Consider the following 17246-nt stretch of genomic DNA (forward strand, 5'->3'; position numbering starts at 1 on the left):
TACCACAAATTTTTATATGTTCACTTCAAAATTGTAGGATAATACAACAAAATATTACGTCTGTCGCTTATGATTTTTATGTTTGTTTTAAGTATTTGTTGTAATATCCTACAAATTATGTTTTAAATATATTTTTTGAATTAAATCTGGTAAACCAATAATTATGAAAAATTTTAAGATGCTCCCCACACTTAACCGACGCAAGCTTAATCTCTCTTTATTAGGCTTTTGTTTATTATTTTCAGTGTCGATGGCCACCGCCCAGTCGGTAGGAATCAACACATTAACACCCAATGCCGCCGCTGCTTTGGATATTGAATCCACCACTGGTGGGTTATTGATTCCTCGAATGACTACTGCACAGGTAAGCGCTTTGAGCAGCCCTCCTGATGGTTTAATGGTATATAATACAGATGTAAGCAATACGGTAATGTTCGTAGGGGGTAGCCCCTATGAATTGTATAATTCGGTAACCTCAAATACAATGGCCATACTTTCGGGTATCGAGCCCGTATTGTGGTTGAATGTAGGTTTCTTGAACCCGACGGAGTTATTGGGGTTAACGGTTCATCGGTTCAGAATGGATCTTTCTAACGCTCAACAAGTGAGGGTTACCGCCAATGTAACTGGCCTTACTTTAGGCCTTGGTTCTGGATTGACCCTTTCGTTACAATACTCAACAGACGGTTCTACTTGGTTGCCTTTGAATTCTTCAAATTTCGGTCCAGGACTTTCAATTACCGTAAATGGTCTGCTGACCACTTCATGGGTTGATATTGATGCTGCAGCACAAGATGATGTGCAATTAAGACTTGTAGGTCAAGCCAATGGGGGCATTGTTACCCAGGTTGGTCTTGGTCTAGTACAGGTAGAGGTAAGATAGCCCTCTGTCTGCCTTCCCTTTGATTTTTTCAACTTTTAAGCTTCCCAAATGAAAACTGTATCTTTTCTATCAATACTTTTATTTCTCAACGTCTTCCTTGTATTTCCGCAAGAAGGCTTTAGCATTGTTGGTGCAACCGTGTCGGTGACCAACGGGGCATCTGTGAGAATCGATAACGGTCATGTGACCGTTTCGGGTGAGGCCTCTATTAAGAACAACTCGCTAATCAGTGTCGGCGGTAATTGGTTCAATAATAATGCTTCAGGTCAAATTTTTACAACGGACTCTGACGGAACCGTAAGTTTTAGTGCGGCTACACCGGTAACGATAGGGGGTACCACGTCTACACTTTTTTACAATTTGATATTAGATGTAGATGAGACAACCTTAGAGGTAAATACTATTGTGGGGGGGCATATTTCAGGGCCGAATCTAGGAGTTCTAGATTTAAACAATTCAAAGTTAGACTTAAATTCAAACACTTTACAGATTACCAACTCGGTAGTTGGGGCACTAATTGAGAGTGGCGGTTATATAGTCAGTGAAGATGTCTTGAATGGCAGTAAGGTTCAGTGGCAAACTTCTGCGACGGGAGGCACCTATAATGTACCATTCGGAAGCAATTCAGGTGTGCCCATTCCACTAAGTATAGAAAGGACATCTGGTGATTTAGGGATGATTACCGTATCCACTTATCCGGTAGGCCTAGACATGCTTCCTTTACCAACGCAGCCTGAAACGGTAAACAATATGCTTGATAGTGACGGCAACGATTTAACCAACAATTCGGTCAATAGGTTTTGGCAATTAGATAAATCGGGTTCGGGTACCGCCAATCTTACTTTTTCCTATACAGACTCCGAAACTCCAATTGCAGGAGAAAGCGGACTTTCTGCATTTAGATATGATACGAATACAGATAGATGGCAGGCTCAAGGGGCTGCATCATTTGATCAAAACAATAATCTTCTTAGTGTAAATGGAGTAAGTTCTTTTTCTCCTTGGACTGTTTCAAGTAATTCTACTGCTGCTGGGGTGGTAATTGACTTGAACGAGTTTACCGCAGGTGTCAATCATGAAGTTCAATTCAGACCGACCACGGGTAATATTTCTCCAATTTCGCTAGTACCGTCGTTAACTTCGGACACAAACACGATAAACAGCGTTACACTATCGTTTGCTGGTCATCTTGATAGTACAGAATTTTTATACGTTACAAACGGCCCTGTACAATTTAATTTTACAACAGCATCTGCAACACATGACTTTACTGTCAATGGTACTGTCATTAGAATGGTACAAAATTTTAACAGTTTTACTTTTACGGAACTTTCTGGCGGTACGATTCCAAATGATGATTTTATAGATTTATTAAATAGTTTGTATTACCGCAATAATACCAATTCGCCCACCGACGGAGTAAGAACTGCTGATTTTACGGTTACGGATACCAATTCTCAGACTGCTTCGGCTACCACTACAATTAGGGTTTATTCCAATGGTCCTGTGGCTGTCGATGATTCGAACTCGATAATAGCTAATAACCCTGGTGCGATAACGGGTAATGTATTGACCGATGGTGCTGATTCCGGTACCGGGTTAACGGTATCTGAGGTAGACGTTTATGAGGATCAAGTTGGTGTGGCCTACGAAACGCTGTATGGTACCCTCACCATTAATATGGATGGTACGTATTCTTATGATGTTGACGAAACAAACTCAGCGGTTACAGGTTTAAGAAATGGAGAGAGCCTTCAAGATATTGTTTCCTATACCGTAAAGGATCAAAACGATATTACTGATTATGGCATACTTACAATTACCATTAATGGTGTAGACGAAAACCCAGTAGCAGTAGATAATACTGACGAAATAGATGTTTTTGTAGAAAATAATACCACGGGTAATCTTATTACTGATGTAGATTCTGGTGGAGCGGATTTTGTTGATAGAGGCGTATCACAATTGACTTGGGAGAACGAATTCAGTGCTGCGGGAGGTGTGTATGCTGGACTGTCTGCTCCTGTAAATGGTCAGACAAGAACTATTTCCGGTGTTACCTTGAACTTTACTTCCACGGACCCTTCTGGTATTGGAATTCCTGACCAGAATCAAACAGTTTATCAAACTGGAACCAACGGAGGACACTTTGGATATTTACTATACGCTATTAATGCGAACTCAAGTCCCTCAAGTAATACTGAGCTTATTATTGATTTTAGTGAACCCGTTTACAACCTAGGTTTTCTATTGACCGATATCGACTTTTCTCAAGGCACTTCTTGGCAAGACCAAGTAACTGTTTCGGGTTCGTTGGCTGGAACCCAATCATCGTTCAAGGTAACAACAACTGGGGGGATTCTAGATGCAGGTGGTAATACATATTATGGTATTGGCACAGCCATTGAAAGTGACGCTACCGGAAATGTCAATGTGTTTTTTGACCAACCTATCGATCAACTTGTGATAGGTTATAATTATGGGCCGAATGCCACTGATGCAGATCAAGGAACTCAGATTGCGGGTGTTTCAGATATATATTGGCAGGGTGCCGATCCCAACATTGTAATATCGGAGATTGATGGTAGTGCGGCAAATATTGGTAGCAGCTATGTAGGAACTTATGGTTCTATAACAGTTTTTTCTGATGGTAGCTATACCTATATCCCTGATACCGGTAACCCGGCTGTTGCTAACCTTTTAAATGGTCAGTCCCTAACAGAAACCTTTGAATATAGATTGTCTGATGGGGTAAATTCTGATACGGCTAATCTATATATAACACTTAATGGTACCCAAACCGATTCGGATGGGGATTCAGTGGGTGATATAGTAGATTTAGATGATGATAATGATGGTATTTTAGATTGCGATGAAAACTTTCTAAGTACCAATAATGAGTTTGGTGACATATTTTCAATTAATGGTACAGGAGTTCAAACTTCGCCAACTGAAGTACGTTTGACGGAAGCAATAAACGATCAATCTGGGCAAGCGTTCTCTTTTAATACCATTGATTTCAATAAAAGTTTCAATTTCACTTTCGAAGCCTATTTGGGAAATAACGATGGTGGTGCTGATGGGGTTGCGATGGTTTTCCACAATGATCCCGCGGGTTCTACAGCCATCGGTGCCAATGGCATAGGTATGGGTGCAGCTGGTATCCAAAACGGTATTGTTTTAGAGTTGGATACCTACTTTAATAGCGCGAACGAAGGGGATATCGTTAACGATCACACCATGATTTGGGATACCGACCAACAAAGTGGTGCGGGCCTGTTGACGACCGCAGTTGATTTTGGTAACCTTGAAGATGGTGCTTGGCATTCTGTCAATGTAATTTGGAATGCATCATCGCAAACCATAAGATATTATGTTGATGATATTTTGGCAGGGGTTTTCACTGGCGATTTGGTAACCGACTATTTTGCGGGAGAAAACAATGTCTATTTTGGTTACACGGCGTCTACAGGTGGGGCTGTCAATGAACAAAGAGTACGTTTTGCGGGGGGGTTCTGCGGTCTTCCGTTAGAAGTTGATTTTGATAATGACGGTATCCCAAATCATTTGGATTCTGATTCGGACAACGATGGCTGCCCTGATGCTTTAGAAGGTAGTGATAATCATGACTATCCTGATTTAGATACCAATTATAGATTAACTGCTAGCGTAGACGCCCAGGGTGTTCCAGGAGGGGTCTCTCAAGATGTAGGTACATCAAATGATAACGGTCAACAAGCTTCAGAGTGTTCGGAATGTTCTCCTAATCATCCTGATTACGCTGACACCGATGGTGATTCAATTGCTGATTATTGCGATGATGACGACGATAATGATGGTATAATCGATATTGATGAATGTACTAATTTATTGGTGCAGGGTGGTTTTGAGAATATTTCTGGCCTTAATAATGGAAACAATTTTCCTGTTGATATCTCACCGTGGATTTTGGGTTCAGGAAACCAGGCCAACGTGGTTCAAGTAGATGGTGCTGGTGGGTTTGACTATGGTGCTGGTGGGCCATTTGAAGACGCAAATTCAGCAACTGGTGCCGGTACTTTGCAACATTATCTAGATATCGTAAATGGATCCAATGATTTTTATCAATCATTTACGATTACAACCACTTCATCAGTAACCTATAGTGGTTATTTCTCGGCTCGTGACAATCTGTCCGGGGTAGGTAGCATATCCATTTATTCGGGTGTAGGCACCGGAGGCTCCTTAGTTTCGGGTACAGGTGATTTTACAATCGACTCTTTTGGCGACTCGCAAAACACACCTTGGCTCTTTATAGAGCGTACAATTACTCTTACTCCTGGTACTTACTCTTATGTAGTTGCCATGGATGAAAACTTGAATTTTGATGAAGCCAGAGTGACCAACTGTCAAGATACCGATGGCGATACCATTCCTGATTATCAAGATACCGATTCAGATGGAGATGGGTGTCCTGATGCTCTAGAGGGTACTACAAGCTATGATTATTCAGATATAGATGGTAATGACAGACTGATTGCTGCGATAGATGGAAACGGATTGCCTGGAGGAACATCTCAAGGTGTAGGTACTTCTCAAGATAATACACAAGAAAGTATTATATGTGATGAATGTAATCCGTTAAATCCGGCATTTGTTGATGCAGATGGTGATAATATAGGGGATTCTTGCGATACTAGAACCAGTACCGCTTTTCCTTGTGATGATTCATTCTACATTGTGGCTAATGGTCAGTTGAACTCATATGATCCGATTTCTCAGGGTTTTGTGCCAATAGGTAGTAATACAGATAATATAAATGGTATAGGCTATAGTACATTGAACAACTATGCCTATGGTGTGTTCCAAGGTGATATATATGTGATGGATGCTACCGGCACCATTGAAATCTATGGTACACCTACCGCATTCAACGGTTCTCAACCTACAGCTTTTCCAACTGAAATGCGCTCTGGTTATATCGATTCCAGCGGTATTTATTGGGGGCTTGCTGCTGGCGCTGCATTCCGCGGGCATATGTACAAGTTAGATTTGAATACTCTGGAATATGAGTCCATTCCATTAAACCCGGTTTTTCCAGGTGGTAATGCCGTCCCAGGTGACATAGTCATCGTCGGCACGACGGCCTATGCCTTTAATAGAGGTAATTTATATACTATCGATTTAACAGCTAACCCTATTACTGTCGCTACAGAGGCTGTTGCTGGTTCAACAAATCTAACGGGAACTTTTGCAGGAGCTCAATTCGTTGATGCCTTGGGCAACATGTATTTCACTTATAATGATGGTGGTTTCTACATTGTAAACGACTATAATACGGCAACTGCACCTTCGGTAACCTATATAGGAAACTCTCCTATAGGTAGTCAAAATGATGGATTCTCATGTGATTTGGCTACAACCTCACCTTTTGATTTTGATGGAGATGGCTATGTTTTTGGAGGCGATTTAGACAATGATAATGACGGCATTCTAGATAGTGAAGAAAACCCAGGGTCTATTTCACCTTGGCAAGATTCTGATGGCGATGGAGTTCCTTATTATTTAGATGATGATGACGGTAACCCAAGTGTCGGTGACGATGATGGTCTCATAGAAGCGGGCTACGACTCTGATGGCGATGGGTTTGCCAATTTCTATGATCTTGATGCCGATAACGATGGTTGTTTTGATACTGTTGAGGCTGGTCATTCAGATGGTGACAATGATGGGTACTTGGGCAATTCACCGGTATCTGTCGATGCGAACGGTCAAGTAACGGGTCAAGGCGGCTATACTGGCTCAACAGGTGCTGAGAGAACAGCGGTGCAAACATCGATTGACACAGCTCCGACCGATCAAGAGACTTCTTTTGGTAATGATGCTACATTTACTGTTGGTGCATCGGCCTTGTCAGCATCAAGTTTTACGAGTGGTACACCAAATTATGATACCAATGCAGATGCAGGTCTAGGTTATCAATGGCAAGTAAGCACTGACGGAGGAATTAGTTTTAATAATATAGGAGGAGAGACGAATGCTACATTAGTGGTGAATGATGTCACTTTTGGTGATAATGGAAATATTTATAAAGTCTTGGTATTTCATACCAATAATCCTTGTCCTGAAGAAGCGCAAGCTACTTTAACGGTAATTAATAATGTAGATGCTCTTAACGATTTTGCAAGTATTACTGCGGTACAAGGCTTTTTCGGTGCAACGGATGTTATCAATGTTTTAGACAATGATGAATTCAATGGAGCTGCTCTTAACCCTACAGATGTTACGGTTACCCCAGTGACAAACGGTCCTTTGACCATCAATTCAGATGGCTCATTAGATGTTGCAAACAATACGAATACGGGAACCTATACAATAGACTACCAAATCTGTGAGGTGGCCAATCCTTCAAATTGCGATATTGCAACCGCTACCGTAAATGTAGGAGCGAACAACACCCCTTCTGCACAAGATGATAATGTATCCGTTGATCAAAATACTACGAATAACGATATTGCTGTCTTAGCTGATAACGGTAACGGTCCTGATGACTTCGGGGGCGATGGGGCCAATAACGGCGCCATTACTTTGCCATCTGGTAGTTCAACAAACGGCGGTGTAGTTTCAGTGAACAACAATGGAACCCCGAACGATCCGACCGATGATTCCGTTATTTATTCTCCTGCTAATGGCTTCGTGGGTACCGACACTTTTGATTATACCATTACAGATGCCAATATTGACACATCCACAGCAACCGTAACTGTAACGGTTGATGATGTGGTGCCTCCTGCATTGGTTTTGGTAATAGACGATATCACGGCCGATAATTTAATCAGTTCAACTGAGGCAGGTACAACTATCCCGATAACTGGTACTGTAACTGGCGAATTCTTGTCGGGCGACATTGTAACCCTTACAATTAATGGCAGCAATTTTACAGGCTCAATTGATGGTTCAGGCGTATTTAGTATTAATGTACCTGGCGATAGATTGGTTTCTGATTCTGATTTGACCATTAATGGCTCTGTATCAAGCACAGATGGTGCTGGCAATACAGGTACGGCCACTGCCAATAAGACCTATGGATTGGACAATGACGGTGATGGAATTGCCGATAACGTAGATGAAGATGATGATAACGATGGTATTTTAGATACCTATGAAGGTTTAGATGATTTCGATAATGATGGTATACCTAACTATTTAGATTTAGATAGTGATAATGATGGAATACCAGATGTGGTCGAGTCAGGAAACGGTAGTTTTGATATAGATAAAAATGGTCGAATTGATCCAGCAGAAAGTGCTCCTGGTGCCAACGGAATTCCTGACATCGTTGAGGATGGTGGCGTTGATGGAGCGGGGGTAAGTAATCCGCCAGTGAATAGCGATGGTACAGGTAATCAAGACTTTTTGGATATCGACTCTGATGGAGATGGAATTAAAGATATTTTAGAGGCCCAACCAAGTTCTGGAGCCATTTTCTTGGCGAATAATGATACCGATGGAGATGGAATTGATGACAATTTTGATTTTGATAATGGAGGTACGCCAATATACAATGTGCAAGACACAGATAGTGATGGTCAAGCCGATTATCTTGATTTTGATAGCGATGATGATGGTATTGTCGATAATATCGAATGGCAATCAACTTCAGGTTATTTAAGTCCTTCAGCAGATAGTGATGGTAATGGTCTTGCCGATAATTATGAAACCTCTGCAGGTTCAGGTGTCTCGATAGCTCAACCTCAAAATACTGACGGAACTGATAATCCTGACTACAGAGATACTGATTCTGATAACGATGGCTTGAGCGATTTGATCGAGGCATACGATACTGATGGTGATAATATTGAAGACACAACGGCTTCAGGTACTGATTCGGATAATGACGGTTTGGATGATGCTTTTGATTTAAGTATTTCGGCTCCAGATGGCTTGGAAGATGTCAATGGGGCGACAAACAACGGTCAAGATGTGACCAACTTACCTAACGACCAAGATCCGGCAACTGGTGAAGTTGATTTTAGAGATGCCAATGTGCCGTACACTCCAATTGATACAGATGGTGATACTATCGATAATCAAATTGATAAGGATGATGACAATGATGGTATACTCGATTCTGTTGAATCTTTAGGGTTCGAACCTACTTCAAACTTGGGAGACCCTTGTAACGGACCTTCATTCGTGTTTACAGGAACACCAACAGATGTTGGTGGTACAAATGATGGTTCTATTGGGGATCAGTACCGTTTTTCTAATGTTGGAACGGTCGATGGTAATGTTTTAGATGCCATAATAACTATTACAGGTAGATCGGCAAATATTACTTCTTTCAATATTGAGAAAACTCCTGGTGATGATATATGGAATATGGAGTATGGCGGCAACCCAATTGCTTTGAACGAAGAATTTCAAATGGAATTCAATATTCAATTTGTACTTACAGGTACTTTGACCAAGTATAATGTGAATAGAATAGGAGGAACTATTGCCGATATTGATGGTGCAAACTTTGAAGAAAGTGTGGTACTTAACCAACCAGGTCTTTATGCGGTTGACAGTAATACTTTGATTACCACAACTAATAATTTGGCGACTGGTAAGACAACATTCTTAGGTCCTGATGAAACGTGGTCAGGTGTTGACCCTGGCGCGAGGCTGGCAGTTTATTTCAATTATTACAATACAGATGATTTAACATTGTCATTTGTCTCCAATGCATTGAACCTTATTTCAAATACCCATTTAGGCTCATTGAAGCTAGATGTATGTAGTATCAATGGTTTGTTCGACCCAAATAACACGGCAAGTAATACAGGTTCGAATGGAAATCAATCCGGACCTGGTACGGCGCCAGTATTTACTGTCAATGATGGTATTGATAGTGATAATGATGGTATATCAGATGAATTGGATATTGATTCTGACAACGATGGTATTCCTGATAACGTAGAAGCTCAAGCAACAACATCTTACATAGCCCCAGGAACATCTGATGGTGATAGTGATGGTCTTTTAGATGCCTATGAAGGCAGTGGTGATGAGGGTCTCATGGTGGTCGATACAGATTCTGATGGTATAAATGATTATTTAGATCTTGATTCTGACAATGATTCTAAATCGGATACATTGGAAGCTGGTTTTGCAGCTGCCGCCACCAATAACGATGCTGACGGTGATGGTCTTTTAGATGATTATGATGATGTTGATACCACTGGTGGAACTTTTGATGTGAATGACGATCAGAATAATGGTGCTTCAGATTTGCCGAATAATGACATAGTTTCAACTGCCGAAGTTGATTATCGAGAAATTGGTTTTGATGATTATGATGGCGATGGTATTTCAGATGTTGCCGATTTAGACGATGATAATGATGGTATTTTAGATTCTGCAGAAAATTCGGGAGGTATAGACCCGAGTGCTGATAACGATGGAGATGGCACTGTAAACTATAGAGATCTCGATTTTGGTGCTGACGCCAATGGAGACGGAATTGTCGATATTTTTGATACCGATGGCGATGGTGTGCCTAACCATTTTGATTTAGATGGTGATAATGATGGTATTTATGACGTTGTAGAAGCGGGGCATGATCAAGCACATACAAATGGCGCTTTAACCGCTGCGGTCGGCCAAGATGGTATTCCAAACTCTGTTCAAGCAGCAGGTCAAGGTAACAGCGGTACGGTCAATTACACGGTGTCCGACTCTGAAACCGTAGCTGATGGAATTCCTGATTACCTTGATTTGGATAGTGATGGAGATGGCTTACCAGATAATGTAGAGGCGCAGACAACCTTGGGATATGTGACTCCAAATGCAGATGACGCGGCTACATATACTACCAATAAAGGGGTGAATTCAGCCTATCTTGGAGGTATTGATCCTGAGAATACTGACGGTACCGACAATCCTGACTACCTTGACTTGAACAGTGATAATGAAGGCGCCGATGATACGGTTGAGGCTGGCTTGACTTTGGCAAATAATGATGCCGATGGTGATGGTTTAGATGACAATACCGATGCAACGGTTGATTATTCGGATCCAAATGGAACCATTGATGACCCAAGTACCTTGCCGAATGTGCAAAATGACGCAACAGCTGAGGTTGATTATAGAGATGCTTCGGCCGCGGTAATCGATGCAGTGGCGGACAGTTTTACGGGTGTTAACGGATTTGCAGGAGGTAACGCAGGTGACGCAACTGGCAACGACACCCTGAATGGAGTGGCGGTAGACGATAACGATTTGAATATTACCATTACGAATGATGGAGGTATTACAGGGGTATCGATTGATGCTAATGGAATTATTTCAGTTCCCGCAGGTACCGCAGCCGGAACCTACAATGTAGTGTATCAAATATGCGAAAAAGCCTATCCTACCAATTGCGATACGGCCGCAGCGACCATTACGGTAAATGCCTCGGTCATAGCTGCCAATGATGATGCAACGCCCGCAGACCTAAGCAGTGTTAATGGTTATGTGGGTGGTAACGCAGGCGATGTTACGGCAAATGATACCCTGAATGGAACTGCTGTAAATGACGCGGATATAAATATTACCATATTTGATGATGATGGCTTAACAGGTGTAAGCATTGCTACCGATGGTACGTTAAGCGTTCCTGCTGGTACTGCTGCCGGAACCTACAACGTAGTCTATCAGATATGCGAAAAGTTGAATACTTCCAACTGCGATACGGCAACTGCTGTTGTAATTGTAGATGCTCCAGCTATTGTAGCGAATGATGATGCCACTCCGGCAGATTTATCGGCAGTGAATGGATTCACTGGAGGAAGCGCAGGCGATGTCACAAGTAATGACACCCTAAATGGTGCAGCGGTAAACGATACTGAGATAGATATTACGGTTACTGATAATGATGGATTGGCGGGAGTAACTATTGCTGCAGATGGTACGTTAAGCGTTCCGGCAGGTACTGCCGCAGGAACCTACAACGTGGTCTATCAGATATGTGAAAAGTTGAATACTTCCAACTGCGATACGGCAACTGCAGTTGTAGTTGTCAATGCTCCGGCTATCGTGGCCAACGACGACGATTTTTCTGGAGTTACTATTAATGAAATTTTAGGTGGAGATGCAGGAGATGCCACCGCTAATGACACCTTGAACGGAGTAGCCGTGAACGATGCAGACCTCACGCATTCTATTAATTCAGATGGAGGTTTGACAGGTGTAACCATTGATAGTGATGGTATAATTAACGTTCCGGCTAATTCTACACCTGGCACCTATACGGTCATTTATCAAATATGCGAAACTTTAAATGCTTCCAATTGCGATACGGGTAATGTAACTATTGTAGTTGACGATTGTTTGAGTGAGCCAACAAATGACTGTGACGGCGACGGACTTACAAATGCTGAGGAGACCACCAACGGTACCGACCCTAACAATGCGGACACCGATGGTGACGGCATCAACGACGGGCAGGAAGTGAACACCGACGGTACGGACCCACTCGATAGCTGTGATAGCAACGGCGGAACGCCACTGGCTACCGACGACTGTGACGGCGACGGGCTGACCACTGCGGAGGAGACGACCAACGGCACCGACCCGAACAATGCGGACACCGATGGTGACGGCATCAACGACGGACAGGAAGTGAACACCGATGGAACGGACCCACTGGACAGCTGTGATAGCAACGGCGGAACCCCATTATCGACCGACGACTGCGACGGCGACGGGCTGACCACTGCGGATGAGACGACCAACGGCACCGACCCGAACAATGCGGACACCGATGGCGACGGCATCAACGACGGACAGGAAGTGAACACCGATGGTACGGACCCACTCGATAGCTGCGATAGCAACGGCGGAACCCCATTATCGACCGACGACTGTGACGGCGACGGGCTGACCACGGCGGAGGAGACGACCAACGGAACGGACCCGAACAATGCGGACACCGATGGTGACGGCATCAACGACGGTCAGGAAGTGAATACCGATGGAACGGACCCACTCGATAGCTGTGATTCCGTAGGCGGCACGCCACTGGCTACCGACGACTGTGACGGCGACGGGCTGACCACGGCGGAGGAGACCACCAATGGTACGGACCCGAACAATGCGGACACCGATGGTGACGGCATCAACGACGGACAGGAAGTGAACACCGATGGAACGGACCCACTGGACAGCTGTGATAGCAACGGCGGAACCCCATTATCGACCGACGACTGCGACGGCGACGGGCTGACCACGGCGGAGGAGACCACGAACGGTACCGACCCGAACAATGCGGACACCGATGGTGACGGCATCAACGACGGACAGGAAGTGAACACCGATGGAACGGACCCACTGGACAGCTGTGATAGCAACGGCGGAACCCCATTATCGACCGACGACTGCGACGGCGACGGGCTGACCACTGCGGATGAGACGACCAACGGCACCGACCCGAACAATGCGGACACCGATGGCGACGGCATCAACGACGGACAGGAAGTGAACACCGATGGTACGGACCCACTCGATAGCTGCGATAGCAACGGCGGAACCCCATTATCGACCGACGACTGTGACGGCGACGGGCTGACCACGGCGGAGGAGACGACCAACGGAACGGACCCGAACAATGCGGACACCGATGGTGACGGCATCAACGACGGTCAGGAAGTGAATACCGATGGAACGGACCCACTCGATAGCTGTGATTCCGTAGGCGGAACCCCATTATCGACCGACGACTGTGACGGCGACGGGCTGACCACTGCCGAGGAGACGACCAACGGAACGGACCCGAACAATGCGGACACCGATGGTGACGGCATCAACGACGGTCAGGAAGTGAATACCGATGGAACGGACCCACTCGATAGCTGTGATTCCGTAGGCGGCACGCCATTGGCTACCGACGACTGCGACGGCGACGGGCTGACCACGGCGGAGGAGACGACCAACGGCACCGACCCGAACAATGCGGACACCGATGGTGACGGCATCAACGACGGTCAGGAAGTGAATACCGATGGAACGGACCCACTCGATAGCTGTGATTCCGTAGGCGGCACGCCATTGGCTACCGACGACTGCGACGGCGACGGGCTGACCACGGCCGAGGAGACCACCAACGGAACGGACCCGAACAATGCGGACACCGATGGTGACGGCATCAACGACGGTCAGGAAGTAAATACCGATGGTACGGACCCACTGGACAGCTGTGATTCCGTAGGCGGCACGCCACTGGCTACCGACGACTGTGACGGCGACGGGCTGACCACGGCGGAGGAGACCACCAACGGAACGGACCCGAACAATGCGGACACCGATGGCGACGGCATCAACGACGGTCAGGAAGTGAACACCGATGGAACGGACCCACTCGATAGCTGTGATTCCGTAGGCGGAACCCCATTATCGACTGACGACTGCGACGGCGACGGGCTGACCACGGCGGAGGAGACCACCAACGGAACGGACCCGAACAATGCGGACACCGATGGTGACGGCATCAGCGACGGACAGGAAGTGAACACCGATGGTACGGACCCACTCGATAGCTGTGATTCCGTAGGCGGCACGCCACTGGCTACCGACGACTGTGACGGCGACGGGCTGACCACGGCGGAGGAGACCACGAACGGCACCGACCCGAACAATGCGGACACCGATGGTGACGGCATCAACGACGGACAGGAAGTGAACACCGATGGAACGGACCCACTGGACAGCTGTGATAGCAACGGCGGAACCCCATTATCGACCGACGACTGCGACGGCGACGGGCTGACCACTGCGGATGAGACGACCAACGGCACCGACCCGAACAATGCGGACACCGATGGCGACGGCATCAACGACGGACAGGAAGTGAACACCGATGGTACGGACCCACTCGATAGCTGCGATAGCAACGGCGGAACCCCATTATCGACCGACGACTGTGACGGCGACGGGCTGACCACGGCGGAGGAGACGACCAACGGAACGGACCCGAACAATGCGGACACCGATGGTGACGGCATCAACGACGGTCAGGAAGTGAATACCGATGGAACGGACCCACTCGATAGCTGTGATTCCGTAGGCGGCACGCCACTGGCTACCGACGACTGTGACGGCGACGGGCTGACCACGGCGGAGGAGACCACCAATGGTACGGACCCGAACAATGCGGACACCGATGGTGACGGCATCAACGACGGACAGGAAGTGAACACCGATGGAACGGACCCACTGGACAGCTGTGATAGCAACGGCGGAACCCCATTATCGACCGACGACTGCGACGGCGACGGGCTGACCACGGCGGAGGAGACCACGAACGGTACCGACCCGAACAATACGGACACTGATGGCGACGGCATCAACGACGGGCAGGAAGTGAACACCGATGGTACGGACCCACTCGATAGCTGTGATTCCGTAGGCGGCACGCCACTGGCTACCGACGACTGCGACGGCGACGGGCTGACCACGGCGGAGGAGACCACCAACGGTACGGACCCGAACAATGCGGACACCGATGGCGACGGCATCAACGACGGGCAGGAAGTGAACACCGATGGTACGGACCCACTCGATAGCTGTGATTCCGTAGGCGGCACGCCACTGGCTACCGACGACTGTGACGGCGACGGACTTACAAATGCTGAGGAGACCACCAACGGTACCGACCCTAACAATGCGGACACCGATGGTGACGGCATCAACGACGGGCAGGAAGTGAACACCGACGGTACGGACCCACTCGATAGCTGTGATTCCGTAGGCGGAACTCCATTATCGACCGACGACTGCGACGGCGACGGGCTGACCACGGCCGAGGAGACCACCAACGGAACGGACCCGAACAATGCGGACACCGATGGTGACGGCATCAACGACGGTCAGGAAGTAAATACCGATGGTACGGACCCACTGGACAGCTGTGATTCCGTAGGCGGCACGCCACTGGCTACCGACGACTGTGACGGCGACGGGCTGACCACGGCGGAGGAGACCACCAACGGAACGGACCCGAACAATGCGGACACCGATGGCGACGGCATCAACGACGGTCAGGAAGTGAACACCGATGGAACGGACCCACTCGATAGCTGTGATTCCGTAGGCGGAACCCCATTATCGACTGACGACTGCGACGGCGACGGGCTGACCACGGCGGAGGAGACCACCAACGGAACGGACCCGAACAATGCGGACACCGATGGTGACGGCCTGACAGATGGAGAGGAAGTCAATAATGTAGATGATCCAAGCACTGCGCTTATACCGACCAGCATCAGTAATCCTTTGGATAGTTGTGATCCTGATGGTACAGGTAGTACTTGTGGTACCGATCCAGATAATGATGGTCTAACCAGTAGCGAAGAAGCTATACTGGGCACCAATCCGAACAATCCTGATACGGATGGAGACAGTATCAACGATGGTCAAGAGGTAAATGTAGATAATACAGATCCATTAAACGATTGTGACAGCAACGGAGGTACACCATTGGCTGATAGTGATTGTGACGGAGACGGACTGACGACTGCTGAAGAAGCCCTAATTGGTACGAATCCTGATATAGCAGATACTGATAATGATGGTGTCAACGACGGACAGGAAGTGAATACCGATGGTACCGACCCATTGGATGATTGTGATTCAATTGGAGGAATACCGACTACAGAATCTGATTGTGATGATGATGGATTAACCCTTGCGGAAGAAGAAGCTAGAGGTACCGATGCATCAAAAGCAGATACCGATGAGGATGGTATTATGGATGGCCAAGAAGTAATTGATGGTACAGATCCATTAGACCCATGTAGCTCGCTAGGAGGTACTCCACCACAAGGTACTCCATGTGATATTAATGTGGAAACTGATTTGGTATCGCCTGAAATTAATGATGGAAGATTTATCATCAACAACATTGAAAGTTTCCCTGTCAATACGGTGGAAGTTTACAATAGATGGGGTGTGAAAGTATTCTCGACAGATGGTTATAACAATGCAGATAATGCCTTTACCGGAATATCGAACGGAAGGGTGACCATCAGACAGAAAGAAGAATTGCCAGTAGGCGTATACTTCTACATCATTAATTATGTGAATAACAACGAACAAAGAACTCTTAACGGATACCTCTATATCAATAGATAATTCTTGAGGTCTCCGGTAAGAGAGATGATTTCCCTAAGAGGGAAAGACGTACAAAAGTTTTGAAAAAGAGAATGTAAAGCATAACAAACCATGGTGGTGAATCCGGCGAAAGTCGGGGCTGGGGAGCTGTCATCGCCGTGGCGAGTTATGTGATTAACTCAAAATGATAAATAAAAGTTTTTGAAAAGGAGAATGTAGAGCATAACAAACCATGGCGATAAATCCGATA

At 46.3% G+C, this 17246-nt stretch carries 2 protein-coding genes; both read left to right on the forward strand.

What is annotated here, in order from left to right:
• The first annotated feature begins 163 nt into the window (after positions 1 to 163).
• On the forward strand, positions 164 to 883 hold the full coding sequence (locus D1013_RS06020) for a phage tail-like protein (RefSeq protein ID WP_162987818.1): 720 nt from the start codon (positions 164 to 166) through the stop codon (positions 881 to 883).
• Positions 884 to 931: 48 nt separating this feature from the next.
• The gene (locus D1013_RS06025) at positions 932 to 17017 is read left to right on the forward strand and encodes a VCBS domain-containing protein (protein WP_121848011.1); all 16086 of its coding nucleotides are present in this window, start codon (positions 932 to 934) and stop codon (positions 17015 to 17017) included.
• Positions 17018 to 17246 lie beyond the last annotated feature (229 nt).

This window comes from Euzebyella marina, from assembly GCF_003687485.1.
GTDB classification, from domain to species: domain Bacteria; phylum Bacteroidota; class Bacteroidia; order Flavobacteriales; family Flavobacteriaceae; genus Euzebyella; species Euzebyella marina.